The 23,782-nt window shown below is 63.4% G+C and carries 26 protein-coding genes, 1 tRNA gene and 1 other RNA gene; 10 read left to right on the plus strand and 18 right to left on the minus strand.

The genetic code is table 11. The features are described from left to right. Window positions 1-3: 3 nt before the first annotated feature. From CFR79_RS07695 to CFR79_RS07710, 4 genes are all read right to left on the minus strand, one after another. Window positions 4-609, minus strand: coding sequence for a 5-formyltetrahydrofolate cyclo-ligase (locus CFR79_RS07695; RefSeq protein WP_110547491.1), 606 nt, complete (start codon window positions 607-609; stop codon window positions 4-6). Between the two features lie 10 nt (window positions 610-619). After that, a non-coding RNA gene (gene ssrS, locus CFR79_RS07700) (6S RNA) lies at window positions 620-778 on the minus strand. Window positions 779-787: 9 nt separating this feature from the next. Further along, window positions 788-1,129, minus strand: a complete 342-nt coding sequence (locus tag CFR79_RS07705; RefSeq protein ID WP_102325196.1) for a cell division protein ZapA — start codon at window positions 1,127-1,129, stop codon at window positions 788-790. Window positions 1,130-1,132: 3 nt separating this feature from the next. Continuing rightward, on the minus strand, window positions 1,133-1,447 hold the full coding sequence (locus tag CFR79_RS07710) for a hypothetical protein (RefSeq protein WP_110547492.1): 315 nt from the start codon (window positions 1,445-1,447) through the stop codon (window positions 1,133-1,135). A gap of 56 nt (window positions 1,448-1,503) precedes the next feature. Between CFR79_RS07710 and CFR79_RS07715 the strand changes: the two genes are divergently transcribed. Next, a complete protein-coding gene (locus CFR79_RS07715) occupies window positions 1,504-1,923 on the plus strand; it encodes a hypothetical protein (protein ID WP_258373464.1) in 420 nt (139 codons plus the stop codon). A gap of 58 nt (window positions 1,924-1,981) precedes the next feature. Further along, entirely contained in the window at window positions 1,982-2,608 is a 627-nt protein-coding gene (gene thiE / locus CFR79_RS07720; RefSeq protein ID WP_110547494.1) for a thiamine phosphate synthase, read from the plus strand. A gap of 50 nt (window positions 2,609-2,658) precedes the next feature. Here thiE and epmA read toward each other — a convergent pair whose 3' ends face one another. Beyond that, a complete protein-coding gene (gene epmA, locus CFR79_RS07725; RefSeq protein ID WP_110547495.1) occupies window positions 2,659-3,681 on the minus strand; it encodes an EF-P lysine aminoacylase EpmA in 1,023 nt (340 codons plus the stop codon). Window positions 3,682-3,732: 51 nt separating this feature from the next. On the opposite strand from epmA, the gene CFR79_RS07730 reads away from it, so the two are divergent. The 6 genes from CFR79_RS07730 to CFR79_RS07755 all read left to right on the plus strand — a co-directional run bounded on the left by CFR79_RS07730 (window position 3,733) and on the right by CFR79_RS07755 (window position 9,260). Beyond that, on the plus strand, window positions 3,733-4,812 hold the full coding sequence (locus CFR79_RS07730; protein WP_110547496.1) for a lysine-2,3-aminomutase-like protein: 1,080 nt from the start codon (window positions 3,733-3,735) through the stop codon (window positions 4,810-4,812). An 86-nt stretch (window positions 4,813-4,898) separates the two neighbouring features. Then, window positions 4,899-5,465, plus strand: a complete 567-nt coding sequence (efp, locus tag CFR79_RS07735; protein WP_102325191.1) for an elongation factor P — start codon at window positions 4,899-4,901, stop codon at window positions 5,463-5,465. A 99-nt stretch (window positions 5,466-5,564) separates the two neighbouring features. Continuing rightward, entirely contained in the window at window positions 5,565-6,386 is an 822-nt protein-coding gene (locus CFR79_RS07740; RefSeq protein ID WP_162900519.1) for an inositol monophosphatase family protein, read from the plus strand. Between the two features lie 69 nt (window positions 6,387-6,455). Next, on the plus strand, window positions 6,456-7,217 hold the full coding sequence (locus tag CFR79_RS07745) for an OmpA family protein (RefSeq protein WP_110547497.1): 762 nt from the start codon (window positions 6,456-6,458) through the stop codon (window positions 7,215-7,217). A gap of 12 nt (window positions 7,218-7,229) precedes the next feature. After that, window positions 7,230-8,276 carry a flagellar motor protein MotA gene (locus tag CFR79_RS07750; protein WP_102325188.1) on the plus strand — a complete coding sequence of 349 codons (1,047 nt, stop codon included), beginning with the start codon at window positions 7,230-7,232 and terminating at the stop codon, window positions 8,274-8,276. A 21-nt stretch (window positions 8,277-8,297) separates the two neighbouring features. Further along, window positions 8,298-9,260 carry a peptidoglycan -binding protein gene (locus CFR79_RS07755; RefSeq protein WP_102325187.1) on the plus strand — a complete coding sequence of 321 codons (963 nt, stop codon included), beginning with the start codon at window positions 8,298-8,300 and terminating at the stop codon, window positions 9,258-9,260. A 243-nt stretch (window positions 9,261-9,503) separates the two neighbouring features. Here the strand turns inward: CFR79_RS07755 and CFR79_RS07760 are convergent, their stop codons facing one another. The 3 genes from CFR79_RS07760 to CFR79_RS07770 form a co-directional block, all read right to left on the minus strand. After that, entirely contained in the window at window positions 9,504-10,124 is a 621-nt protein-coding gene (locus CFR79_RS07760; RefSeq protein WP_408884565.1) for a tetratricopeptide repeat protein, read from the minus strand. Window positions 10,125-10,204: 80 nt separating this feature from the next. After that, on the minus strand, window positions 10,205-10,330 hold the full coding sequence (gene ykgO / locus CFR79_RS07765; RefSeq protein ID WP_003617324.1) for a type B 50S ribosomal protein L36: 126 nt from the start codon (window positions 10,328-10,330) through the stop codon (window positions 10,205-10,207). Window positions 10,331-10,428: 98 nt separating this feature from the next. Next, the gene (locus CFR79_RS07770; RefSeq protein WP_102325186.1) at window positions 10,429-11,364 is read right to left on the minus strand and encodes a hydrogen peroxide-inducible genes activator; all 936 of its coding nucleotides are present in this window, start codon (window positions 11,362-11,364) and stop codon (window positions 10,429-10,431) included. 264 nt (window positions 11,365-11,628) lie between these two features. Between CFR79_RS07770 and CFR79_RS07775 the strand changes: the two genes are divergently transcribed. After that, window positions 11,629-11,705 (plus strand) — tRNA-Asp (locus CFR79_RS07775). 144 nt (window positions 11,706-11,849) lie between these two features. Beyond that, the gene (locus CFR79_RS07780; RefSeq protein WP_110547498.1) at window positions 11,850-12,947 is read left to right on the plus strand and encodes an NADH:flavin oxidoreductase/NADH oxidase; all 1,098 of its coding nucleotides are present in this window, start codon (window positions 11,850-11,852) and stop codon (window positions 12,945-12,947) included. 24 nt (window positions 12,948-12,971) lie between these two features. On the opposite strand, the gene CFR79_RS07785 is transcribed toward CFR79_RS07780, so the two are convergent. From CFR79_RS07785 to CFR79_RS07830, 10 genes are all read right to left on the minus strand, one after another. Next, complete coding sequence (locus CFR79_RS07785; protein ID WP_110547499.1) at window positions 12,972-13,799, minus strand: fructosamine kinase family protein; 828 nt, start codon at window positions 13,797-13,799, stop codon at window positions 12,972-12,974. Then, window positions 13,796-14,269, minus strand: a complete 474-nt coding sequence (locus CFR79_RS07790) for a low molecular weight protein-tyrosine-phosphatase (protein ID WP_110547500.1) — start codon at window positions 14,267-14,269, stop codon at window positions 13,796-13,798. The genes CFR79_RS07785 and CFR79_RS07790 overlap by 4 nt, the downstream gene beginning before the upstream one ends. Further along, on the minus strand, window positions 14,270-14,839 hold the full coding sequence (locus CFR79_RS07795; RefSeq protein ID WP_162900399.1) for a gluconokinase: 570 nt from the start codon (window positions 14,837-14,839) through the stop codon (window positions 14,270-14,272). Beyond that, window positions 14,836-15,540 (minus strand): ribose-5-phosphate isomerase RpiA, encoded by a 705-nt coding sequence (gene rpiA, locus CFR79_RS07800; RefSeq protein ID WP_102325181.1) that lies wholly within the window; start codon window positions 15,538-15,540, stop codon window positions 14,836-14,838. Before rpiA ends, CFR79_RS07795 begins: the two co-directional genes overlap by 4 nt. A gap of 98 nt (window positions 15,541-15,638) precedes the next feature. Next, a complete protein-coding gene (gene pgl, locus CFR79_RS07805) occupies window positions 15,639-16,388 on the minus strand; it encodes a 6-phosphogluconolactonase (protein WP_102325180.1) in 750 nt (249 codons plus the stop codon). Beyond that, entirely contained in the window at window positions 16,381-17,211 is an 831-nt protein-coding gene (locus CFR79_RS07810; RefSeq protein WP_110547502.1) for a Cof-type HAD-IIB family hydrolase, read from the minus strand. The genes pgl and CFR79_RS07810 overlap by 8 nt, the downstream gene beginning before the upstream one ends. Window positions 17,212-17,238: 27 nt before the next feature. Further along, window positions 17,239-18,066, minus strand: coding sequence for a Cof-type HAD-IIB family hydrolase (locus tag CFR79_RS07815; RefSeq protein ID WP_110547503.1), 828 nt, complete (start codon window positions 18,064-18,066; stop codon window positions 17,239-17,241). Between the two features lie 4 nt (window positions 18,067-18,070). Beyond that, entirely contained in the window at window positions 18,071-19,600 is a 1,530-nt protein-coding gene (zwf, locus tag CFR79_RS07820) for a glucose-6-phosphate dehydrogenase (RefSeq protein ID WP_110547504.1), read from the minus strand. 155 nt (window positions 19,601-19,755) lie between these two features. Then, window positions 19,756-20,757, minus strand: a complete 1,002-nt coding sequence (gene gnd, locus CFR79_RS07825) for a phosphogluconate dehydrogenase (NAD(+)-dependent, decarboxylating) (protein WP_102325176.1) — start codon at window positions 20,755-20,757, stop codon at window positions 19,756-19,758. 119 nt (window positions 20,758-20,876) lie between these two features. Then, window positions 20,877-23,735 carry a bifunctional transaldolase/phosoglucose isomerase gene (locus tag CFR79_RS07830; protein ID WP_110547505.1) on the minus strand — a complete coding sequence of 953 codons (2,859 nt, stop codon included), beginning with the start codon at window positions 23,733-23,735 and terminating at the stop codon, window positions 20,877-20,879. Between the last annotated feature and the right edge of the window lie 47 nt (window positions 23,736-23,782).

Below are 23,782 nucleotides of genomic sequence, written 5' to 3' on the forward strand. Positions count from 1 at the left end.
TTTTTACCGCGCCCGCCTGTCACCACGACACCGGATCAGTTCACGTTCGGTCACGATCGCGGGCAAAGCCACGTCATACAGCCCCGTGGGAATGCATGTCACTTCCTGAAAGGACAGTCCGAACCCCATGGCGCGCGCACGCGGTAGCGCGGCCAGCGTGCGATCGTAATACCCACCGCCATATCCCAGCCGCATGCCCCGCCTGTCAAACGCCAGCAGCGGCACGCACACCACATCGGGCTGCACCGGCGGGCCTTCGGGGTGGCAGGTGCCATGATGGCCCGGCTGCATGACGCAGTCCGGCTGCCACAGGCGGAAGGTAAGCGGGCGACGTTTCGCGGTAACTTCTGGCAGGGCGATGCACAGGCCATCGGCATGAAGGGCCTGCATCACGGGGCGCAGGTCGCTTTCACCGGGCAGCGGCCAGACCAGGGCGATGCAGTCCCCCGCCCCGGCCATGCCACGCAGGGTACGCACCATGCGCCGGTGCAGGCTGTATTCAGCCGCTTCCCGGTCGGGGCTGGAAAAGAAGGTGCGCCTGCGCGCGGACATGACGCCACGCAGGGCCTGCTTGGCGTGCGTGACAGGCCAGGATTCAGGAGAAGTCATGAAACCATAATACGGAGCCACCGTGGCCGTTGGTCGGATCAGCCCTCCCGGACCTGCTGACGCAGGTGGGCGCCAGGTAACGTGACCACGATCACGACAGTGCCAGCTCCCTAGGAAGTGCTTATCGGCCCAGGGGTTGAATCATGCCTGACGCACCCGGTAGCCCCGCCCTTTCATTCTAGTCCTCTTCCATGGCGGCTGCAATGCTTTCCGCACGCTCGACCAGATGGGCAAGCTGCTCGGTCCGCCGCTCGTTCTCGATTCGCGCCTGCCTGCCCTGTGCAAGCTGGTGGGCGGTATCGGAGGACATCTTTTCCGCCTTCAGATCATGGATCTCATCGGCCATGAGCAGGGCCGCAAGGGCCAGAAGCCGCCCTTCCCCGCTATGACCACCCAGCGCATGGATACGCTCGATCCGGCGTTCGACTTCCTGCGCCATGGCCTGAAGATGCTTCTCCTGCCCTTCCTTGCATCCCACGGGATAGGAAAAGCCGTTGATGCGTACTGTCACCTGCGCCATGCGCTAGCCCTCCCCACCGGTCAGTCGACCTTCATCACCCAGCACATCGCGCACGCGGGCGATCAGGGCGTCGATATTGGCGGCAAGCGCCTGCAGGTCCGTATCCGGGGCGGACGGACGGCCCACGGATGCCAGTTCGGCACGACGGTCAAGGGCAAAGGCAATGCGGTTCAGCGCCAGTTCAAGGCGGTCGGCCGGGTTCTGGTCATGATGCCGGTTCTGGCCGTTTTCCGCAGGGCCTGTATCAGCAGGCCCGGCATCCGAAGGCGTGTGCGCCATGTCGTGCTCCGGTGGCATGATAATGTCAGACACGTTCATCCTTTCCCGCATTCCTCCCCTTGAACTGATCGCGCGATGGCGTTTCAACGTCAAGCATGATCGACAAACAAGACCATTGTGTGCCCGACCTTCCGCATGTGGTCATTAGCTGCGCGCGGGATCTGGCGCAGGTCATGGCGGTGTTGGCCTCATTACGTGTGGACTGCGCAGTGGTTTCGCCACCGGGGGCGGGGTGTTTCATGGGGGTGCCATGGTGGGCCGCCCTTACGGCTGGCTGCCCCCTGCCTTCCATGCTGGACTGCGGACAGGCCGCGGGCCATGCCGCAGCGGCCCTGCGTGCGGGCATGAAGCATGTGATTGTCAGCGCAACGCCCGCGCAGCAACATGCGCTTGCATCGCTGGCGCAGGCCACGGGCGGCCATGTGCTGTCCCGCCGCCCCGTGGCGCTGGACCTTCCGGCGCGTAACGCATGCGACACGCTGGAACGATACCTGTGCGCCCGTAACCTGACGTGACACGACGCCCATGCGGGGGGTGTTCGCCGCCCGCGCGGTGGCATAGGATCGACCCGACATGACCGATTGCCAGCTTTACCTCATCACGCCCGAATCGCTCGATCCCGTGGCGTTCGCCCCCCTTCTGGCCGAAGCGCTGGATGCCGGCCCCGTTGCCGCCGTCCAGCTTCGCCTGAAAAACGTGACGGACGACGCCATCCGCCATGCCGTGGCGGTGCTCCAGCCCGTGGCGCATGCGCGCAATGTCGCCTTCATCCTCAATGACCGCCCTGATCTGGCCGTTGCCTGCGGCTGTGACGGCGCGCATGTGGGTATGGAAGACATGGACGTGGCCGAAGCCCGCCGTGTGCTGGGCGATGACCTGCAACTGGGCGTGTCATGCTATGACAGCCGTGACATGGCCCTGCGCGCGGGTGAGGAAGGGGCTGACTACATAGCCTTTGGCGCGTTCTTCCCTTCACCCTCCAAGGAAACGGAAGTCCGTGCCGATCCGGCCCTGCTGACGTGGTGGAGCAGCATGATCGAACTGCCGGTCGTGGCCATTGGCGGCATAACGCCAGCCAACTGCGCGCCGCTGGTGCAGGCGGGGGCGGATTTCCTGTGCGTCATCAGCGCCGTCTGGTCCCATCCCGATGGGCCCGGCGCTGGTGTGCGGGCGATGAACGCCGCCATCGACGCCGCCTGAACCGCAACCGCACCCGACAGGCCGCCATCACCCGCAGTGCGGCGGCATGGCTATGCCCCGTCGCCCATCCACTGCACATCGGCAATACGGGGCGTGCCGGCAGCCAGCATCACCAGCCGGTCAAAGCCCAGCGCGATGCCTGCGCACGGCGGCAGGCTGTCCAGCGCCGCAAGGAAGGCTTCGTCCAGCTTCCAGTCCAGTCCCGCAACGTCGGGATACAGTCCGGCCCGCCGTGCGCGGTCTTGTGCAAAACGCTGGCGCTGTTCGGTGCTGTCGGTCAGTTCCTCGAACGCATTGGCAAGCTCGATTCCGCCTGCATAAAGCTCGAAACGCAGCGCCACGCGCGGGTCTGCCGGGTTCCGGCGGGCAAGGGCGGCCTGACTTGCGGGCCAGTGCGTCAGGAATGTGGGCCGCGTACGACCGATATGCGGTTCGACGCAGGCCATCATCAGGCGGAAGAACAGGTCCTCCCACGTCTCGTCCTTACGTAATGCGCAGCCCGCGGCTGCGGCCAGAGCCGCGGCATCCCCTTCGGTTGCCAGAATATCCACGCCCGCATGACGCAGGAATGCTTCCGCCACGCTCAGCCGTTCAAACGGGGCTGCGATAGCGATGGTATCCGTCCCCACCCCGACACTGGGGGGCAGGACCGCACGCAGCAGGGTTTCCGTCTCGTCCATCAGCGTCGCAAGCGTCGCGCCGGGCCGGTACCATTCCAGCATGGTGAATTCATGCGCATGCAGCCTGCTGCCTTCCGCGTTCCGCCACACGCGCGCAAGCTGGTACACGGGCAGGCCCGTTGCCGCGACGATGCGCTTCATGGCGAATTCGGGGCTGGTATGGAGCCAGAGCGGCTCAACCGTGCCGTCCACCCGCTCGCGTTCCGTGCGGAACACCTTCAGATGTACTTCCTCACCCGGAGTCGGAACCGCGTAGGGCGTTTCCACTTCCATGTAGCCACGGGCATCGAAAAACGCCCGCACGCCACGCAGCACAAGGTTGCGCCGCACAAGGAAGGGCAGCCGGTCGGCAATGCGGGCCGGATCGGGACGGGAACGGACAGAATCGGGCATGGGACGGGATCTCCGGTTGCAGCGAATACGGCGGCGCAGTACAGCCCCGGCATGACATCCACGGTCAACCCTTCCACACCCCGGCGCACGGACGCCCGCCGCACGCTGCGCAGCGTGGCGGACCTGCTTGATGCGGGTCTGGTCACGCCAGAACAGGCACCGGAACTGGAACAGGTGGCCCGGCAGTATGCCACCGCCATTCCCCCCGCTTTTGCCGCCCTGATCGAGACGCCCGACGACCCGATCGCGCGGCAGGTCATCCCCGATGCCGCCGAATGCCATACCGAAGCGGTGGAAGACCCGGACCCCATCGGTGATGACGCCCTTTCCCCCGTACCGGGCATCGTGCATCGCTATGCCGACCGCGCGCTGCTCAAACCGCTGCTGGTCTGCCCGCTATACTGCCGCTTCTGCTTCCGCCGCGAACATGTCGGCCCCGGCGGCGGGGTACTGGATGATGCGGCGCTGGCCCGCGCGCTGGACTGGCTGCGCACGCATACGGACATTCATGAAGTCGTGATGACGGGGGGTGATCCCCTCATGCTCTCGCCACGCCGCATGCGCGCCATCATCGCGGCCCTGGAAACGATGGATCATATCCACACCATCCGCATCCATACCCGCGTGCCGGTGGCGGACCCCGCGCGTCTGGACGACGCCATGGCCGATGCGCTGGACACCACGCGCTCCATGTGGGTGGTGGCGCATATCAATCACGCCCGGGAACTGACACCGCAGGCGCGCGCGGCCATCCGCCGGGTGCAGGCCCGCGCCATTCCCGTTCTGGGCCAGTCGGTCCTGCTGCGCGGGGTCAATGACACGCCCGATGCGCTGGAAGCCCTGCTGCGCGCGCAGGTCTCGGCCCGCATCCGCCCGTATTACCTGCACCAGCTTGACCCCGCACCTGGCACCGCGCGTTTCCATGTACCCATCCGCGAGGGGCAGCGCCTGCTGGCTTCCCTGCGTGGGCGGGTCACGGGTATTGCATGGCCAACCTATGTGATCGATATTCCGGGTGGGTACGGCAAGGTACCCATAGCGCCCGACTACCTGCATACCGGGGCGGATGGCTACCTGCGGGTCACGGCACCCGATGGCGCAATCCACCGGCTTGCACGGGAACGGGGCTGAAAAGACAGCGCGCAACCTTGCCCTTCCGCGCCGGGGACGCTAGAAGCCGAACCGCCATACTTCCCACAACCATTACAGGGACCACCATGAAGCAGCAGGCAAACCTGATCCGCGCCGGACAGGTTATTGAGCACGACGGCCGTCGCTGGACGGTCCTGAAGCAGCAGATCATCACCCCGGGCAAGGGCGGCGCGTTCATCCAGGTGGAAATGCGCGACCTCAAGACCGGTAACAAGACCAACGAACGCTGGCGCACCGCCGACACCGTTGAACGCCTGATGACCGAGGAGAAGGAATACACCTACTCCTACATGGACGGCGACAACATCGTGCTGATGGACCCCGAGACGTTCGAACAGCTTCTGCTGCCGCTGGAACTGCTGGGCGATCAGGCTCCGTTCCTGCAGGACAACATGACGCTGGTCCTGAACCTTGTCGAAGGCGACCCGGTCGGTGTTGTCCTGCCCGCGCAGGTCACGCTTGAGGTGGTCGAGGCCGATCCCGTGGTCAAGGGCCAGACGGCAAGCTCGTCCTACAAGCCCGCGCGCCTGTCCAATGGCGTCAAGACCATGGTGCCCCCCTTCATCGAAGCGGGTGAGCGCATCGTGGTCCGCACCGAGGACAGCACCTACGTCGAGCGCGCCAAGTCCTGACCACCCACCGGCCGGTGCGGGTCGTCCCGCGCCAGCCACTTTTCCAGACCCCTACCTTCATCCCACCGCACGAACCAGACAGGACCGATCACCGTGGCAATGCGACTCTCTCCCCATATGACGGTGATGCAGAACGCTGCCCAGAAGGCTGCACGCCGTCTTCTGCGTGACTTCAACGAAGTCGAGCAGCTTCAGGTCAGCATCAAGGGCCCTGGCGATTTCGTGTCGCAGGCCGACCTGCGGGCCGAAACCACCATTCACGAGGAACTGGCCCGCGCGCGCCCCGGCTATGCCTTCCTGATGGAAGAAAGCGGTGCGTCGGGAAGCGAAGGCTGGACGTGGCGCTGGGTTGTCGATCCGCTGGACGGCACGACCAACTTCCTGCACGGGCTGCCGCACTGGGCCATTTCCATCGGCCTGCAGCGCCGCCTGCCCGATGGCACGATCGAGATCGTGGCCGGTCTGGTCTACAACCCCGCCGCCAACGAGATGTTCTGGGCCGAAAAGGGCGTGGGCGCCTTCCTCAACGATCGTCGCCTGCGCGTCTCCGCCCGTCGTTCAATGCAGGAATCGCTGTTCGCCACCGGCATCCCGTTTGCGAAGGTTTCAGCACGCAACCGCCTGTCCTTTGCCCGCACGCTGGGCGCGCTCATGCCACAGGTGGCCGGCATCCGCCGATTCGGCGCAGCAGCACTCGACCTCGCATGGGTCGCGGCAGGCCGGTATGACGGTTACTGGGAACTGGGCATCAAGCCGTGGGACTGCGCCGCCGGTATCCTGCTGGTGCGTGAGGCCGGTGGTTACGCCACCAATCCCGCGGGCGAAGACCTGAACGACCTGCCCGCGTCGATCGATGCGGTGGTGGGCAACCCGCACCTGCACGCCCAGTTGCGCGAACTGGTCGCCAGCAGCATCGACTGAGGCCAATGCTGCAACCGGCCTGTTTTGCCGATTGCAGCATCCCCCGTCCCCCGGTAGCCTGCCGGGGCAATGCAGCATCTATCCCTTCCCTTCTTCCGACGTTCCCTGCATGGGCTGGCCCTGCTTGGTGTCGCCACATGCGGGCTGTGCGGTCTGGCCACGCCCACGCATGCGCAGGTTACGACCAGCAGGAGCGCGCTTGATGCCCTTGGCGCGCCCCAGCATCCCGCAGCCACCCCGCATGAGGGTGGCACAACCGCGACCGCAACGGGTCCGGGCGGGGATGTACCGGGCAGCCATGCCCCCGCAAGCGCCATAGCCTCCCCTGCCGCCCTTGCATCGCTGCCACCAATCGCCACGAAGCCGCCTGACAATCCCGTGCTCCGGCCGCCGGAACTGCATGTCCCGCAGCATCCCTTCCCGCCCCCGCCGGAGGTCAAGGCCAATCCTGATGCCCGTGGACGCGCGGAACGGATTCCCGGCGGCACGCGCCTGCACTTCACCAGCCAGTCGGCGGACATGAATTCCCGCATGATTACGGCCCTGCAAACATTTGCCACAGTCATGGCGAAACTGCCCGATCAGCATGTGATCGTGGCCGCGTATGGCGAGGGACGGCAGGATGATCCGTCCACGCCCCGCCGTGTTGCGCTGTCGCGCGGGCTGGCGGCGCGTTCGGTGCTGATCCATGCGGGCGTGGCCCCCACGCGCATCTATGTCCGCGCCATCGGCCTCCCCGATGAAAACGCGCATGGTGCGGGCGCGGATTGTATTGACGTCACCCGTTCCGGTGTGGTGGCCTCGGACACTACAGGTTCATCTGCGCATTAAGGAAATCACTGCGTGACACGTCCGACGACCTATCTTGTACGGGTTCTGCTGTTTCTTCTGGCGGTCGGGGGTGTCACAGCCCTGCTTTCCTCCACACTTTATCAGGCATTCTGCAACAATCCCTATCTCGACGGGCTGATCGTCGGCATCCTCCTGCTGGGGATCGGGTGGAACATCACCATGATCCTGCGCCTGGTGCCCGAGGTCCGGTGGGTCAACATCCTGCGCCATCCACGTGACGGACTGACGACACCGCCGCCACCGCGCCTGCTGGCCCCGATGGCGTCCATGCTGGCAACGCACGAGAAGGGCCGCAGGCTGACCCTGTCCGCCCCGGTCATGCAGTCCCTGCTGGACAGCCTGTCCGCCCGCCTGGACGAAGGACGCGAACTGTCGCGTTACCTGACGGGGCTGCTGATCTTCCTTGGCCTGCTGGGCACGTTCTACGGCCTGCTGCTGACCGTGGGGTCCATTGCGGATGTGATCGGCAACATGAGCGTGGGCAGCGGCGACATGAACGTCATGTTCGACCAGCTCAAATCCGGGCTGGCCGGACCGCTGCATGGCATGGGCACGGCGTTTTCGGGGTCCATGTTCGGGCTGGCGGGCGCGCTGGTTCTGGGCTTTCTGGACCTGACGGCAGGACAGGCGCAGACCCGGTTTTTCAACGAACTGGAAGAATGGCTGGCCAGCATCACGCGCCTGTCTGCCGGCGGGCTGCAGGTTGGCGGCAGTGACGCGACGGTTCCCGCCTATGTGCAGGCACTGCTTGAGCACACGGCCGAGAACATGGACAAGCTTCAGGTCCTGCTTTCACGCAGCGAGGAGACACGCGCGCAGGAACACCGCCTGCTGACCGCGCTGAACGACCGGCTGGTGCAGATGACCGACAGGAGTGGTGAAGACCACCTGCAGGGCATCGAATCCCTTCTGGCGCGGCTGGTACAGGAATCGGCGGCGGGACGGGAGCAGATGGTGACAGACATCCGCAATGACCTGCGCCTGCTCGCGCGCACCATTGCTGCCAGCGCCCCCGGAAAGAACCCTTCCGCCTCCTGACCGCATATTAAGGTTCATCCCATGGCGCGCCGCTCCCGTCGCTCGATCCGTTCCGAACTCAACGCCTGGCCCGGCTATGTCGATGCGCTGTCAACGCTGCTGATGGTCATCATCTTCGTGCTGCTTGTTTTCGTGCTGGGGCAGGCTTTCCTGTCGGTAGCACTGAACAAGCGCCAGCAGGCGCTGACCCAGCTTGAACATGAAGTTGCCAAACTGGGGCAGATGCTCTCGCTTGAGCGCAGTCATACCAGCGCGCTCCAGCATGAGGTCGCAGGTCTGCAGAAAACCCATGAGGCGGACGCCGCGACCGCAACATCCCTGACCGCGCAGCTTAACCAGCAGACCAGCGAGCGCGACAACGCGCAGGCCCGCGCCACCGCGCTGGATGAGCAGGTCGCCCAGCTACGCCAGCAGCTCAGCGCGCTTTCCACCGCGCTGGATGTGACGGAAAACGACGTGCGGGAGCGCGACAGGAAGATTGACGCGCTTGGCATGCAGCTCAATGTCGCGCTGGCGGAAAAGGTGGAACAGCTACAGCATTACCGTTCCGAATTCTTCGGGCGGCTGCGCGACGTATTGCAGGGCCACAAGGGCGTGCAGATCGTAGGCGACCGCTTTGTGTTCCAAAGCGAGGTGCTGTTCCCCCCCGGCGGGGCCGAGCTGTCACCCGAAGGGGTGAAGGAGATCAGGATTCTGGCGCAGACCCTGCGGCAGATCGCGCAGCAGATTCCGTCTGACGTACCATGGATACTGCGCGTGGACGGCCATGCCGACCGTCAGCCGATCCACACCGCCTTCCCCAGCAACTGGGAACTGTCATCCGCCCGCGCCATCACGGTGGTCAAGCTGCTGATTGCGGAAGGGATCGATCCGCACCATCTGGCCGCAACCGGCTTTTCGGATTACCAGCCGCTGGACCACGGCACGACACAGGAAGCCTTTGCCCATAACCGGCGCATCGAATTCCGCCTGACGGATCGCTAGGGGCGATCATACAGCCGTCTTTCGGTCCAGAACTGATCGCCAGTCGGTTTCTTTTGGGGCGTGGGATAGATGCCGGACCGGATGTACGGTTCGGGTCCTGCGCTCTTCCAATGGATGTAATCCGCAGTACCCATTGGTGAATCTTTTTTCAAAAAGCTTCAGGCAACACCGCCTTTTTGAAAAAGGCGCGCCCAAAAACTTCTTCTATTTTTTATCGACGGATTGTTTGAAGGCCGCTTTTACTCAGGTCGGCTGGCCAAAGGCCTTAAGCCGCAGGCGTTCGGTTTCATGGGCGGCATCGGGCGTTGTGGGATCAAGTTCCACCACATGCTGCCATGCCTTCCACGCCGCCAGCCAGTCGCCGCGCTGCTGCTCGGCATTCACAAGAATCTTCCACGCCATGATATCGCGCCCGTCATGATGCAGCGCCACGCCCAGATCCGCCACGGCACCATCAGGATTGGCCGCCGCCAGACGCGCCTGCGCACGGTTGCGCCACAGCACTTCCACATCGGGCTGAAGCAGCAGGGCATCATCCATGTCCTGCGTCGCATCCAGCGGGCGCTGGGCGTTCAGGTCATCCTGCGCGCGACGCAGCAGCAGGGTGGTGGTGGGGGCCAGATCCTTTATGCGCAACTGCTCGATCCGCCCCAGCAGATCACGTGCGGCCTGCACGCTGGCCGCATGCGCCAGTTCCGTTTCCAGCCCGTCAATTCCCGTACCGGCCTGCTGCCGGCTACTGGCATAACCGCGGGCCGGTGGCCCTGCATGCTGGCCCAGATCATGGGGCGGGGTCACATCGGAGGCCTGCGCGGGTAACAGACCGGCGGCAACAAGCAGGGGTACGCACGAAAAGCCACGCAAACAGGCTTTTAAAAACCTGTCTACGCAGCTTTGCGGCTGTCTGAAGAAAATGCTGACGGACAAAACGCCGTCCGGCACAATCAGCCCTGACGGGCCTTCATGCGCGGGTTCTTCTTGTTGATGACATAGACCTTGCCACGGCGACGGACCACGCGGCAGTCCTTGTCGCGAACCTTTGCCGATTTCAGGCTGTTTCTGATTTTCATGATCCGACCCTCGACTAGCGGCGGAATACCGCCAAAGAGGCGCCCGAATACCCCTGCCTGCGCCAAGAGTCAACTCCATGGCCGGATTCTGGTGGTTTTTATAGCAGCGAATTCGCCTCCGGGATGGAATCGGGCACGAAAAACGGGGCGATGGTATGAAAATCCGTCGCACGTGGCGAACGCGGCCGCCATGCAAGCCCGATGGTGCGCCATGCCTGCGCCCCCGTTACGGGCCTGACCGCCAGAAGCTGCCCATCCAGCAGGGGAGAATCGACCGCAAGCTGCGGCACCAGCGCCAGCCCCATGCCCGCGGCCACCATTTCCAGCATTGTGTAAAGGGACGTCACCGCACAGGTGGCATCCTCCCCGTTCTGGCTCCAGCCGCGCACCTGACGGCACATGGCCAGCGTCTGGTCGCGCAGGCAGTGCCCGTCCTCCAGCATGATCATGTTTTCATGCACGATGCTGTCCACCGGCACCGATGGCAGTTTCGCCAGCGGATGGTCACGCGGCATGACCAGCATGAACGGGTCGCGCCACAGGGGCAGCGTCTCGCTATCATCACAGTCGCAGGGCATGGCCAGCAGCACCAGGTCCAGCCTGCCCAGCGCCAGCTTTTCCATCATGTTGTGGGTCATGTCCTCATTGAGCGAAAGCCGGAGCTGCGGATAGGCATGCGGCAGCCGACGGACCAGCGAGGGCAGGACAAACGGCCCGATGGTGGGAATGACGCCGATGCGCAGCAGTCCGCTCATCGGTTCGCGCGCCGCCACGGCTACATCCAGCACGCCCTGAAGGGCATCAAGGGCGATACGGGCGCGGGCCAGCACCTTGTCCCCCAGCGGGGTGAACACGACCTTCTTGCCGACATCGCGGTCAAGCAGCCTTGCATCCATCTGGCGCTCAAGGGCCAGTATCCCGGCTGAAAGCGTGGACTGGGTCACGGCGCAGGCCCGTGCCGCCCGGCCGAAATGACGCAGTTCGGCCAGAGTGACAAGATAACGCAACTGCTGGGCGGAAGGCATCGGCAGCATCGGTAATTCCGATCAGGCATATGTGGATTATTCCCCATCACGATAGCATTACCGTCGGCACGGATACAGGCTGCCAGTCGTAACGCTGCCACCCGGGCAGCCTGCTTCCACACGGAAAGGGCCTGCGCATGCCCTGCTGCCAGCAAAACGCCCTCAACATGATGTTCAGGACGTTTTTTTTCGTCTGCCCTGTTGCCATGACGGGACCGGCCTGTTATTTGCCCTTTCACCGAACGGTTGCAGCCCCACGGGGCGGCAGCGGATGCGGGTGTAGCTCAGTTGGTTAGAGCGCCGGCCTGTCACGCCGGAGGTCGCGGGTTCGAGCCCCGTCACTCGCGCCATTTTACGGTGCCCTCCCCACATAATATCTATCTGCCCTGCTGCAGCCTTGCACGGCCCCTGTATGCCACGCATGCCTGACGCATTGCGTCATCTGCCAGACAGGATCAGTCTGTCCGCCATTCCGTGCTGATGGATGCAGAAAAATGACTGATCTCTTTACCCCCTACACACTCAGGGGCACGACCCTGCGCAATCGCATCGTGGTCTCGCCCATGTGCCAGTACATGGCGGTCGATGGTGTCGTGAACGACTGGCATCATGCGCATTACGCGGCGCTGGCGCGGGGCGGCAGCGGACTTGTGGTGGTGGAAGCGACCGCCGTTTCACCAGAAGGACGGATCACCCCCGGATGCCTCGGGTTATGGAACGATGCACAGGCCGAAGCCTTTCGCCCACTGGTGCGCGCCATGCGTGACGCGGGGGCGGTGCCGGGCATCCAGATTGCCCATGCGGGCCGCAAGGCCAGCGCCAACCGCCCGTGGGAAGGAGACGATTCGATCGCAGCCGATGACCCGCGTGGCTGGGAAACCATCGCCCCTTCGGCCCTGGCCTTTGGCGCGGGACTGCCCAAGGTGCCGCGCGCCATGACGGTGGCGGATATTACCCGCGTGCGGCAGGATTTCGTGGCGGCGGCGAAGCGGGCGCGCGATGTGGGCTTTGGCTGGCTCATGCTGCATTTCGCCCATGGCTATCTGGGGCAGAGCTTCCTTTCCCCCCATTCCAACCAGCGTGATGACAGTTACGGCGGCAGCCTTGAAAACCGTGCGCGGTTTCTGGTGGAAACCCTGCTGGAAGTACGCACCATCTGGCCGGAGGACCGCCCGCTCAGCGCACGGCTTGGCATGATCGAGTTTGATGGACAGGACGAACAGACGCTTCAGGACGCCATCACGGTTGCCAGGATCTTTCGCGAATCCGGACTGGATTTTCTGGATGTCAGCATCGGCTTTTCAACACCGGCGGCGAAAATTCCGTGGGGACCGTCCTTCATGGCCCCGGTTGCGCGCCGTGTCCGTCAGGAAAGCGGCCTGCCGGTCGCCACAAGCTGGTATCTGGGCAATGCGCAGACCATTGACGGGCTGATCCGCACGGAACAGATCGATCTGGCCATGATTGGCCGCCCCCTGCTGGAAAACCCGCACTGGCCTTACGCCGCTGCCCGCGCGCTGGGCCGTGAGGACGCCCCGTGGGTCCTGCCCGCGCCCTATGCCCACTGGCTGTCGCGCTACCGCTCCCTTTAGGCCAGATCAGGCGGGATTGCGCCTTCAGGCGCGTCCCGCACCCGCCACATCGAGATAATGCGCCACCAGCGGCATATAGGTCGCGCCAAAGCGGCGCAGATGCACAAGCGCGATCCACAGCCGGTAGATGGCGAAACGCACTTCATACCCCGCCTCAACACCACCATGGGCCGTGTAGAAAGCGGCGCTGGGGCGATCAAATACCCCTGCTGTCGCCAGATCGACCTCCGCATGACCGTAATGGCAGCAGGGGTCGATCAGCCCTGATACCCGGCTGCCCGATACCAGCACGTTCCCGCCCCACAGATCACCATGCAGCAGGGATGGAACCGGTTTGTGCGGCAACAGGTCAGGCAGGCGACGCATCAGGTTTTCAAGCTGGCGGGCAAGGTCCGGTCCGACATGATCCAGATGCACGCCAATGCGGTGACGTGCCCAGAATTCGGGCCAGTTTTCCGTCCATTCATTGCATACCGCCACGTCCCCGAAGGCATGGTCGGCATGCCAGCCATAACGGATTGCATCCCCCTCCGGCCTGCCGGTATGGACCTGCGCCAGCACCCGCCCCAGATCGTCCCAGCATCCCGGCAGCCTGCCATCGGGCGGCAGGTACTGCAGCACAACTGCGTCCTCATCCACCGCCAGAACCTGCGGCACGGGCGCACCGGTCCGGCCAAGGCTGCGGAGCATCGCGGCCTCCTCCACCGGATCGGGACCGTTCTTGACGACAACCTTGCGCCCGTCATTGAGATAGAGGAGCAGCGTCTGCGCCGTATCCCCGCCCTGCAGCGGATGCCAGTTCCATATCTGCGCCCCCAGCAGGGCAGCGCCGTGGCGGGCCAGACGGGTCATGACCGGCGCTGCAGCTTCCTGACCAAGGCTTCGACCCCCGCCATGACATCCTGCCAGGTCGTGTCAAAGCCGCTGGCGCTGCCGTAATAGGGGTCAACCACATCGCGCCCTTCCATGCCCGGCACGTGATCCATCAGCAGCGAGACTTCCGCCCGGTAACCAGCAGGACGGATGGACAGCAGATATTCCAGATGGCTGGCGTCCAGGGCGATGATATGGGTGAAACGGTCGAAATCAGCCACCTTGACCACCCGCGCACGATAGCCACTGATATCGATCCCGTGCCTGCGGGCCACGGCGCAGGCACGCCGGTCGGGTGGAGCACCTGCATGCCAGTTGCCCGTGCCCGCCGAATCGACCGTGACCGCCAGCCCCGCCTGCCGGGCGGCATGGCGGAAGGCGCCTTCTGCCAGCGGGGAGCGGCAGATATTGCCGGTACAGACGAACAGGACAGCAGGCGACTCGGTCATTTATTCCCGTCCGGCGGCATTGCGTTCAGGAAATTTCTGTTTCAGCAGGCCAAGGGTCTCGGCGATGAGTTCGGCCGGTGTCGCCTCCAGATGCACGACAACGGGATGCTCATCCGCCGTCGGCGGCTCCAGCGTGGCAAGCTGGCTGGGCAGCAGGCTGGCGGGCATGTAATGTCCCCGCCGCCGACGCAGGCGATCGTACAGGGTCGATTCCGGTATTTCCAGATAGACGAACACGATATCCGCAGCCCCGTCGGCCCGCAGCAGGTCACGATAGGACCGCTTGAGCGCGGAGCAGGTCAGGATACCCCCCTGACCCGACTTCACACGTTCCAGCAGCCATGTGTGGCAGGCTTCCAGCCATGGCGTGCGGTCGGCATCGGTCAGGGGAATGCCTGCGGCCATCTTCTGTACGTTGGCGCGGGGATGCAGCAGGTCCCCTTCCTGATACGGCCAGCCCAGAAGGTTGTGCAGCCCTTCGGCAAGGGTGGTCTTGCCGCAGCCCGAAACGCCCATGACGACCAGCACCAGCGGCCGGATGCCCTGATCCTGCAACCCCGGCCCGGTCATGCCACGCGCAGCCGCTGCAGGCCATCCACCGTGGCAACGATCACTTCCGACGTGCGGCCGATGAACAGCCCGGTCTCGATCACGCCGACGATCCCGTCCAGTCGCCGCTGCAGTTCGACCGAATCGGCAATTTCACCGAAATGGCAGTCGAGGATCATGTTGCCCCCGTCTGTTACGAACACATTGCCGCTGCGGTCCAGGCGCTGGGTCACGCGCGCGCCCAGACCTTCAAGCTGGCGGGCCGTGCTGGTCCACCCGAAGGAGGCGACTTCCACCGGCACCGGCACGCGCGCGCCCAGCCGGTCGACCAGCTTGCTGTCATCCACCACCACGACGAATTTGCGTGAAGCCGCCGCCACGATCTTTTCACGGAACAGCGCCCCGCCCAGCCCCTTGATGAGGTTGAGGGAACCGCGTTCCACCTCATCCGCACCGTCGATGTCTATGTCGATCTGGGGATGGGTTGCGAACGTCACCAGTCTGATCCCGTGCGAACGCGCCTGCTCGGCTGAGCGTTCGGATGTGGGAATCGCGCAGAACCGCAGCCCTTCGGCCCAGCGGCGGCCCAGTTCCTCGATCATGAAGGCGGACGTGCTGCCGGAACCCAGGCCGACAACCATGCCTTCCGTGACCATGTCGGCCGCTTCGATCGCGGCCTGCCGCTTCAGTTCTGCCCTCGGGTCCGTAGTGTGGGTGGACATGCGCTGTTTCCTCTGCTGCGGGGCATCCCTTTCCCGGGTGCCCCGTCATTCTTATTTGCGTAACGCGTATCCAGGCGGCCAGATACGCTTCTCCGCACTTATTGCCCTGCTGCCGCCTTGTCCATAAGCCAGATGAGTTCGCCTTCGGTTGTGATGTGGCTGGCCGGTTCCGCCGGATCACCCGCGCGCACTTTCGCAAAGGCTTCCTGCTTGCCCGCGCCCGCCAGCATGAACACTACATGGCGGCTGGAATGGATGGCGGGATAGGTCAGGGTCAGGCGCGTATGCGGCGCGTCATCGGGCACGCAGGTCGAAACCCACAGCTTCGTTTCCTTCAGCACCGGCTGGCGGGGGAAAAGCGATGCGGTATGCCCGTTATCCCCCAGCCCCAGCATCACCACATCAAATAGCGGGCGACCCGGTTCAAGCGTGCTGCCGCCATAGACCTTTTCCAGTTCCGCCTGATACGCCGCCGCCGCCTGCACCGGATCGCCCGATGTCGGCATGGGATGCACGTTGGCGGGCGGCACGGGAACGTGGGCCAGCATTTCGGTCTCGACCATGTGGTAGTTGCTGGCCGGATCGCTGTCGGGCACGAAACGCTCGTCCCCGAAGAAGAACTGCGTGTTCGCCCACGGGAAGCGGTCGCGGTAGGCGTCGGATGCAAGGATCTGGTACAGCCGCTTCGGCGTGGACCCGCCCGACAGGGACAGCACGAACGGGCCGTCCTTCTTCGCCAGCGCCTGTTCCGTCAGCCACTTCGCCATATGTTGGGCAATGGCCTCCCCATCGGGGAGGACAACCATCGCGCCCGTTTTCACGTCATGTCCACCGGTCATGTCACGCATCTCCCAGCACGTATTTCTCGATCCCGTTGGCGAACCCTTCCTCCTCGCACGAGGTGGAAACGTATGTCGCCTGCTTCTGCACTTCGGGGCAGGCCTGTCCCATGGCGATCGACATGCCGCTCTTGCGGAACATCAGCACATCATTGGGCTGGTCGCCCAGTGTCACCATCTGCGCCGCAGGAATGCCCAGCAGGCGTTCCAGCGTCATGACCACGCCGCCCTTGTTCGCATCCCTGTTGGTCACGTCCACATAGTACGGCTGCGACAGGGCTGCCGAAGCCGTATCGCCCAGCACCTGCTGCAGGTCGTGTTCAAGCCGTTTCATGAGATCGAGGTCATCGCTGACACCGGTGATCTTGACCACCTGATCCAGCTTTTCTTCCACATTGCCGACCACCGGCGGGAATTTGACCGTCCACTGCTCACGCGCCACATGCGCGGCGTCGGCATTGGAAACGATCCAGTCATTGCCGTTATAGACCCACGGATCGGCCTTGTGATCGCGGATGATGCCAATGACCTTGCGCGCGGTATCAGCAGGCAGCGTGCGGGCCTCGATCACGGTAAAATCGGGCCGGACCATCATGCCGCCGTTGAAGCCTGCGATAGGTTCGGAAATTTTCAGCGGATCGATCACCATCTTCATCCCCTTGGGCGGACGCCCGCTGGTGATGGTGAACAGGATGCCACGTTCGCGCAGGCGTTCGACCGCACGGATGGCACGCGGCGTCAGGATCTTGTCTTTCGTGACCAGCGTGCCATCCACATCCGCCAGCACCAGCCTGATCTGATCGGCCGATGGTTTAACTGCATCCTGTGGCATGTTCTCTCCCTGTCATGTGCCGCGCGATCATGCGCGGGATAGTACGAAACTTTCCATGGCAAACGCCCATCCGTCCTGCGTGTTGGGCCTTGTCACGAAACGGGCATGGGCCTTCACATTATCCGGGGCGTTGCCCATGGCGATGCTGACCCCGGCTTCCTTCAGCATGGGTATGTCGTTGTTCATATCCCCGATGCATGCCGTATTGCGGATATCAGTATCCAGCAGATGCGCCAGTTCTTTTGCCGCATAGCCCTTGTTCGCGCGCGGATGCGTAATATCAAGGTAGATGGGGGAAGACTGGTGTACGCTCGCCCCCCCACCCAGCATGGCCGCCAGTTCACGCTCCACGCCCGGCAGGCGGGCGGGGTCCGCCGAAACGCCCATGATCTTGCCGACATCACTGTAATGCCCGGCAAAATCGTCCACCTGCACCGGGGTGGTGCGGACCACCGCGCATTCATGGTGAACCTGTGGCGTATCGGCGCGTCGCACCAGCCAGTCATGGCCGATGAACAGCCACGGCTCGACCCCGTTGGCCAGCAGGAATTCCACGGCCCGGCGGGCAACATCCGCCTCCAGCGACAGGCGTTCGCGGATCGTGCCATCGGGATCACAGATCAGCCCGCCATTCAACCCGGCTATGGGCGTGCTGATCTTCAGTTCCTTCACGAACTGCATCATCCCGCGCGGGGCACGGCTGCTGACAAGGCTGAGCCGGATTCCCGCGCGTTCCAGATCGCGCGCGGCACTATGGGCGGCGGCTGTGATCTGGCGTTCGGGAGTAATCAGGGTGCCATCGATATCGGATACGACCAGACGGACACCATCCGCCGGAGTAACGGGTATGGACATGGGATTATCCGATCTTCAGCCAGTGGCGGTTGTCGCGGGCCAGCAGGGCATCGGCTGCGGCGGGCCCTTCGCTGCCCGCGGCATAGGGGGCCAGTGTCCGCCCGTCCTGCCCCCAGTCCAGTATCGGCTGCACGGCCCGCCATCCGGCTTCGATATTGTCCGCGCGCTGGAACAGGGTCGCATCCCCGATCATGCAGTCATAGATCAGGGTTTCATATCCGGTGCTTGGCCCTTCGCTGAACCATTCGGCATAGTCGAACTTCATGCGCACACCGCCCAGCCTGACGGCAGGACCGGGAATCTTGGCTGAAAACTGCAGCGTTACCCCTTCGGTCGGCTGGATATGGATGACCATGATGTTGGGGGTCAGGCTTTCCACCGGCGTATCGCGGAACAGGGCATAGGGCGCGGATTTGAAGTGGATTGCGATTTCCGTCTTGCGTGCCGCCAGCCGTTTGCCCGTGCGCACGTAAAACGGCACCCCGGCCCAGCGCCAGTTATCGATCTGGAACTTCATGGCCGCGTATGTCTCGGTCAGGGAATGGGGATCGACCCCCGGTTCCTGCCGGTAGCCGGGCACATCCTTGCCGCCCACGACACCAGCCGCGTACTGCCCGCGCACCACATCCCCGGGCGCCAGGGTGTGGATGGCGTCGAGTACCTTGGTCTTCTCGTTGCGCACCGCATCGGCGTCGAACGAAATCGGGGCTTCCATCGCCGTCATGGCCAGAAGCTGCATGACATGGTTGGGCACCATGTCACGCACGGCACCCGTACCTTCATAGAATTTCGCACGCTGTTCCACGCCCACCGTTTCGGCGGCGGTGATCTGTACGTGATCGATGTTCTGGCGGTTCCATAAGGGTTCGAAAAACCCGTTGGAAAAACGCAGCGCAAGGATGTTCTGGACCGTTTCCTTGCCCAGATAATGGTCGATACGATAGATCTGCTGCTCGTCAAGGGTGTTGAGCAGTCGTGTATTGAGCGCAATCGCCGATGGCAGGTCATGGCCGAACGGCTTTTCCACCACCACGCGGCGGAATGTGTTGCGGCCTTCGGTCACCAGCCCGGCTTCACCCAGCCGGTCCACGATGGGTCCGAAGAAACGCGCGGCAACGGCAAGGTAGAAAATGCAGTTCCGCTCACCTATGGCGACGGCAATATCCTGATAGGTCTGTTCGGTTTCAAAATCGCCCCGCACGTAGCTTATGCGCGGCTCCAGCCAGGTCCATACGTCATTACGCAGGGCTACGGCTTCCGCCCCGCGACGGGCGACGAAATCTTCCAGTGCGGCGTGCATGTTCTGGCGTAGCTGCGCATCGGTCAGATCCGCACGGTCAACCGCGATGACACTGAAACCGTCATCCAGCAGGTCGGCGCAGGCAAGATTGTAAATGGCGGGCAGCAGGAGGCGGTGCGTCAGGTCGCCGCCGCCACCAAAAATGACAAACGACCCCGGCGGACTGCGTCGGGGGGCATTTTCCCGTCCGGCGTCGTCTACCTGCGAGACCGCAGATGCGATGATATTTTCCATTGCAATACTGTTCCTGAACTGTTTTCCGCCTGTGTTCCTCCTCCGGCTGTTCCGGGCGCAGTCATTTGATTGCTGTCTTGTGTTCTGAAACAGCCGGGGGGCCCGGATACGGATGTATCCGGGCGGACCCGGTCAGTTACCGACCGGGAACAGGGTCAGTTATTGGTGCCTTCGATGTGACCGCCAAAGCCGAAGCGCATGGCCGACAGCATCTTTTCGGCAAAGTTGTTGCCCGTGCGCGAACGGAAACGCGTGAACAGCGATGCCGTGATGACGGGAACCGGCACGGCTTCCTCAATCGCGGCTTCGATGGTCCAGCGGCCCTCGCCCGAATCGGCAACGTCACCCTTGTAGTTGGACAGGTCCGGGTTGCCCGCCAGCGCGCTGGCCGAAAGGTCGAGCAGCCACGACGACACCACGCTGCCGCGACGCCAGACTTCGGCAATGTCCGCCATGTTCAGATCAAAGCGCTGTTCTTCGGGCAGGTCGGTGGAGTTCTTGGACTTCATCACGTCAAACCCTTCCGCGAAGGCCTGCATGATGCCGTATTCGATGCCGTTATGGACCATCTTCACGAAGTGGCCCGAACCGGCGGGACCACAGTGCAGGTAGCCCTGCTCCGCACGGGGATCAAAGCCATCCTTGCCGTCGCGGCCCGGCGTGCGCGCAATGTCGCCAATGCCCGGTGCCAGGGCGGACAGGATGGGATCGATGTAATCGGTCGCGGCCTTGGTGCCGCCGTACATCATGCAGTAGCCACGCTCCAGCCCCCACACGCCACCGGATGTGCCGACATCGATGTAATCAATGCCTTTCTTCACCAGTTCAGCGGCGCGGCGGATATCGTCCTTGTAGAAGGAGTTGCCACCGTCGATCACGATGTCACCCGGTCCCATCAGCGTACCGAGTTCCTGTACCGCCTGTTCCGTCACCTCGCCTGCGGGCAGCATGAGCCAGATCACCTTGCGGCCTGACAGCTTGCCAACCATGTCCTTGAGGCCGGTGGCCGGGGTGGCGCGACCGGCTTCGGCCTGTTCGCACACTTTCGCGGTAACGGCGGAATCGCGATCATAGGCCACCACATCATGACCGTGGCGTGTCAGGCGGATGGAAATATTGCCGCCCATCTTGCCAAGACCAACAATACCGATTTGCATAATCAAACACTCCTGAAGATGGGGTTAAGGCTGTATGCCTACCGCCTTCGTGACCATTTCCCAATGACCGTTATCAAAAACCCGCCCCTCCGGGGGAGGGACGGGTCCGTAAATGTGGATTACACCGCGCGGGCGATATCCTGGGCCAGTTTCTCAAGCCCTGATTTCAGATCGCCATGGATATGGACGCGCAGCACGCGACGCCCCCGTTCGGCCAGTACTTCCATGTCACCACGGGCCTGCGCCTCCTTCACGATGCCGAAAGTGTATTTCTCACCCGGCACGGGCAGGTTTACGGCGTCATCGCATGTGATCTGCAGGAATACGCCGGTGTCGGGGCCCCCCTTGTAGGCCTGTCCGGTCGAATGCTGGAAACGGGGACCGAATTCCGCCGCCGTCGCCACCTTCAGCGCATCGCGCAGGCCAAGGCGGACCGTCTGTATCCATTCCCGCGTTGCGGTATCACGGTCGATATAGGCCAGCAGGGCCACGTAATCACCCGCCTTCGCACGGGCGAAATGGGCCTTCAGGATCGCATCCGCCGACGTACCGCCCTTCAGCGCCGCCGCGTTTTTCGGATCGGCATAGAAGGCAAACGGGCCATCCTTCGCAAACGGCTCGTACGGCGGCAGCTTGCCGGTTTCGTTATAGGCGGTGGTGATCTTCTTGGTTTCGATCTTCGACGCCTCGACATCGGGCTGGTTGAAGGCGTTGATCCCGATGATCGAACCCGCGACAGCGGTCGCGAATTCCCAGCGGAAGAACTCTTCCAGCACCTGACGGCGTTCATGCAGTTCGATGGTCACGACCGGCTCACCCGCTTCGGCCAGCGCCGCGAAGGCCGCATCCTGCTTCGGGCAGGGATCTTCAGCCAGACGCAGGTAAATGAAGACCCGGTCCTTGCCATACACGTCGGGCCTGCCGATGGTCTCGTCATCGATGGGGATCAGGCCGCGGCCTTCCTTGCCCGTCGATTCCGCCAGCAACTGCTCCAGCCATGCCCCCATGTCGTAAATGCCGGGGGATGCGATGATGGTCACCTTGTCGCGCCCGAAATCGCGCGCGGCCACACCCAGCACGCTGCCCAGCACCACACCGGCATTGCGCGCGGGCGGGACGGAAGCGGCGCATGACTTTTCGCCATACAGGGCAGATTCCAGCAGCAGCCTGAGCGGCAGACCAGCGATGGCGGCGGGCACCAGCCCGAAATCGGACAGCACGGAATACCGGCCCCCGATCTGCTTTTCGCCATAGAAGATTTTCCAGAAACCGTCCTTCTTCGCCACGTCTTCCATGTGCGATCCGGGATCGGTCACGGCAACGAAGTGAGATCCGGCCCTGTCCCCCAGAACCTTCTTCGCTTCATCGAAGAAATAGGCCTTGAGGATGTTCGGCTCCAGCGTGCCGCCCGACTTGGACGAGACGATGAACAGGGTCTTGGAAATATCGATCTTTTTTTCGAAATCACGGATCTGCTGCGGGTCCGTGCTGTCGAGGACATACAGGTGCGGGAAGCCTTCATGCTTGCCGAATGTCTGGGCCAGCACTTCCGGGCCAAGGCTGGAACCACCCATGCCCAGCAGCAGCGCATCGCGGAAACCGCGTGCTTTCACTTCCGCCTGGAATTCCTCGAACTTCGACAGGGCTGCAATCTGGTCATCGGTGATGTCCAGCCATTTCAGCCAGCTTGCCTCATCCTGACCGGTCCACAGTGTTGCGTCCCGGTTCCACAGGCGACGCACCTTGCCCGCCTTGCGCCATTCCTCCAGTTCCGCATCAACGGCCTTGTGCAGATCGGCAGGCAGCTTCAGTGCCGTGGACGTAACCTTCTTGCCAAGGAATGCCGCCTGTTTGGCCGCGACCGACCCCAGCAGGTCGTCAAACGCATCCGCGAAGGAGGCGACACCTTCATCAACCAGCGTCGTGGTCACGCCATCGAGGTCAAGGCCCAGACGTTCAGCTTCCGCCAGCACCTTACGCGCGCCAGCCACATCCTGCGTCAGGGTTTCAGCCACCTTGCCGTGGTCACGGAAGGCATCGAACGTGGCAGGCGGGATGGTGTTGACCGTCTCCGGCCCGATCAGGCCATCGACATACAGCACGTCGCTGAAGGACTTGTCCTTCGTACCGGTGCTGGCCCACAGCAGGCGCTGCGGATGGGCACCGGCATCGGCCAGCTTCTTCCAGCGCGGGCTTGCCGTCACTTCCTTCCAGTATTCATAGGCCATCTTGGCGTTGGCGATGGCGACCTTGCCGCGCAGCGCCTTCAGGCTGGCCGCTTCCCTGTCGCCTGCGCCGACGCGGGTATCGATTTCCTTGTCGATCTTCACATCGATACGGCTGACGAAGAAGGAGGCGACGCTGGCGATGCCCTTCACGCTCTCGCCACGGGCGAGGCGTTCTTCCAGCCCGGCGATATAGGCTTCCAGCACTTTTTTGTAGGCATCGATCGAGAACAGCAGGGTGACGTTGATGCTCAGACCCTGCGCGATGGCGGCCTTTACGGCGGGAACGCCTTCGTCAGTGCCGGGAATCTTGATCATGAGGTTGCGGGCATCAACCGCTTTCCACAGGCGCAGGGCCTCATGCAGCGTGCCTTCGGTATCGCGCGCCAGATAGGGCGAGACCTCAAGGCTGACATAACCGTCCACGCCCTTCGTCTGTTCATAGACGGGATAGAGCACCTTCGCCGCCGCGCGGATGTCATCAATGGCCAGCAGTTCATACAGCGTGCCCGCATCGACAATCCGGTGTTCCAGCACCGAGCGGATCTGCGCATCGTAATCCGTGCCCTGACCCATCGCCTTCTGGAAAATGGCCGGGTTGGAGGTCACGCCCTTCAGCCCGTCTTCTTCCACCAGTTTTTTCAGGCTGCCATTCTCAGTATAGGAACGCTGGATGAAATCCAGCCAGGGGGACTGATCATACCGGGCCAGTTCCTTTAGCGGATTTTCCCCACCAGATTCACGCGCAGTCATGGCTGTGCTTCCTTTATCTTCCAGCGACGCGAAAGATTTCCTGTCGC

The sequence above is a fragment of the Komagataeibacter saccharivorans genome (assembly GCF_003207825.1).
Lineage (GTDB): Bacteria > Pseudomonadota > Alphaproteobacteria > Acetobacterales > Acetobacteraceae > Komagataeibacter > Komagataeibacter saccharivorans.

Excerpts from the sequence above, each read along its gene's own strand:
- CFR79_RS07695 (WP_110547491.1), bottom strand. The coding sequence starts at position 609 with ATGACTTCTCCTGAATCCTGGCCTGTCACGCACGCCAAGCAGGCCCTG.
- CFR79_RS07705 (WP_102325196.1), bottom strand. The coding sequence starts at position 1,129 with ATGGCGCAGGTGACAGTACGCATCAACGGCTTTTCCTATCCCGTGGGA.
- CFR79_RS07710 (WP_110547492.1), bottom strand. The coding sequence starts at position 1,447 with ATGAACGTGTCTGACATTATCATGCCACCGGAGCACGACATGGCGCAC.
- CFR79_RS07715 (WP_258373464.1), top strand. The coding sequence starts at position 1,504 with ATGATCGACAAACAAGACCATTGTGTGCCCGACCTTCCGCATGTGGTC.
- thiE (WP_110547494.1), top strand. The coding sequence starts at position 1,982 with ATGACCGATTGCCAGCTTTACCTCATCACGCCCGAATCGCTCGATCCC.
- epmA (WP_110547495.1), bottom strand. The coding sequence starts at position 3,681 with ATGCCCGATTCTGTCCGTTCCCGTCCCGATCCGGCCCGCATTGCCGAC.
- CFR79_RS07730 (WP_110547496.1), top strand. The coding sequence starts at position 3,733 with ATGACATCCACGGTCAACCCTTCCACACCCCGGCGCACGGACGCCCGC.
- efp (WP_102325191.1), top strand. The coding sequence starts at position 4,899 with ATGAAGCAGCAGGCAAACCTGATCCGCGCCGGACAGGTTATTGAGCAC.
- CFR79_RS07740 (WP_162900519.1), top strand. The coding sequence starts at position 5,565 with ATGCGACTCTCTCCCCATATGACGGTGATGCAGAACGCTGCCCAGAAG.
- CFR79_RS07745 (WP_110547497.1), top strand. The coding sequence starts at position 6,456 with ATGCAGCATCTATCCCTTCCCTTCTTCCGACGTTCCCTGCATGGGCTG.
- CFR79_RS07755 (WP_102325187.1), top strand. The coding sequence starts at position 8,298 with ATGGCGCGCCGCTCCCGTCGCTCGATCCGTTCCGAACTCAACGCCTGG.
- ykgO (WP_003617324.1), bottom strand. The coding sequence starts at position 10,330 with ATGAAAATCAGAAACAGCCTGAAATCGGCAAAGGTTCGCGACAAGGAC.
- CFR79_RS07770 (WP_102325186.1), bottom strand. The coding sequence starts at position 11,364 with ATGCTGCCGATGCCTTCCGCCCAGCAGTTGCGTTATCTTGTCACTCTG.
- CFR79_RS07780 (WP_110547498.1), top strand. The coding sequence starts at position 11,850 with ATGACTGATCTCTTTACCCCCTACACACTCAGGGGCACGACCCTGCGC.
- CFR79_RS07785 (WP_110547499.1), bottom strand. The coding sequence starts at position 13,799 with ATGACCCGTCTGGCCCGCCACGGCGCTGCCCTGCTGGGGGCGCAGATA.
- CFR79_RS07790 (WP_110547500.1), bottom strand. The coding sequence starts at position 14,269 with ATGACCGAGTCGCCTGCTGTCCTGTTCGTCTGTACCGGCAATATCTGC.
- CFR79_RS07795 (WP_162900399.1), bottom strand. The coding sequence starts at position 14,839 with ATGACCGGGCCGGGGTTGCAGGATCAGGGCATCCGGCCGCTGGTGCTG.
- rpiA (WP_102325181.1), bottom strand. The coding sequence starts at position 15,540 with ATGTCCACCCACACTACGGACCCGAGGGCAGAACTGAAGCGGCAGGCC.
- pgl (WP_102325180.1), bottom strand. The coding sequence starts at position 16,388 with ATGCGTGACATGACCGGTGGACATGACGTGAAAACGGGCGCGATGGTT.
- CFR79_RS07810 (WP_110547502.1), bottom strand. The coding sequence starts at position 17,211 with ATGCCACAGGATGCAGTTAAACCATCGGCCGATCAGATCAGGCTGGTG.
- CFR79_RS07815 (WP_110547503.1), bottom strand. The coding sequence starts at position 18,066 with ATGTCCATACCCGTTACTCCGGCGGATGGTGTCCGTCTGGTCGTATCC.
- zwf (WP_110547504.1), bottom strand. The coding sequence starts at position 19,600 with ATGGAAAATATCATCGCATCTGCGGTCTCGCAGGTAGACGACGCCGGA.
- gnd (WP_102325176.1), bottom strand. The coding sequence starts at position 20,757 with ATGCAAATCGGTATTGTTGGTCTTGGCAAGATGGGCGGCAATATTTCC.
- CFR79_RS07830 (WP_110547505.1), bottom strand. The coding sequence starts at position 23,735 with ATGACTGCGCGTGAATCTGGTGGGGAAAATCCGCTAAAGGAACTGGCC.